The sequence below is a fragment of the Enhygromyxa salina genome, from assembly GCF_002994615.1.
GTDB classification, from domain to species: domain Bacteria; phylum Myxococcota_A; class Polyangia; order Nannocystales; family Nannocystaceae; genus Plesiocystis; species Plesiocystis salina_A.
On record NZ_PVNK01000212.1, the window covers coordinates 1 to 541 of the forward strand.

1 pseudogene is annotated in these 541 nt (G+C 71.0%); it reads right to left on the reverse strand.

Annotated elements, in window-relative coordinates:
* A pseudogene (locus ENSA5_RS24920) lies at positions 1-314 on the reverse strand (hypothetical protein); the annotation flags it as partial.
* Positions 315-541: the final 227 nt, after the last annotated feature.

Sequence of the window (541 nt, forward strand, 5' to 3'; positions counted from 1 at the left end):
GGGCTGGGGTCGGGCTCGGGGCTGGGGTCGGGCTCAGGGACGGAGCTGTCTGCGTCGGGCGAGGGCTCGGTCGGCCCGGGCTCGGTCGCAGGATCCGCGCCGTCGCTGCCAGCACCGGGCGGCGGCTCGAAGCCCAACCACTTGGCCTCGAGGGTGCGGACCCGGTAGGAGCGGGAGGCCCCGCAGTACACGCCGCTCGAGAAGATCAAGAAGATCAGCAGCAGCGGCAGCCCGATCAGCGCGGTCAGCCGACCGGCGATCGCGAGTCGGGACTTGGAGCCACGGGATGCGGGCTTGGGAGAGTCGACCGCCATGGGCGGTGCGGAGTATAGCGCGCCCGCTCCAAATGCAGCCCATGCCAGCAAGAAAACGCGCCCCCTGTGGGAGCCCCGCGAACTTTGCGAAGCTCATCTAGCAGCCCGGGGTGCTAGCCCCCGGGACGAGCAAGGAGCGCCCGGCCGCCTGCGGGGGTCAAGGAAGCTCGACGACGCAGGTGTCGGGCTCGCCGAAGTTGTAGCCGGGGACCTCGTTGGCGTAGAGC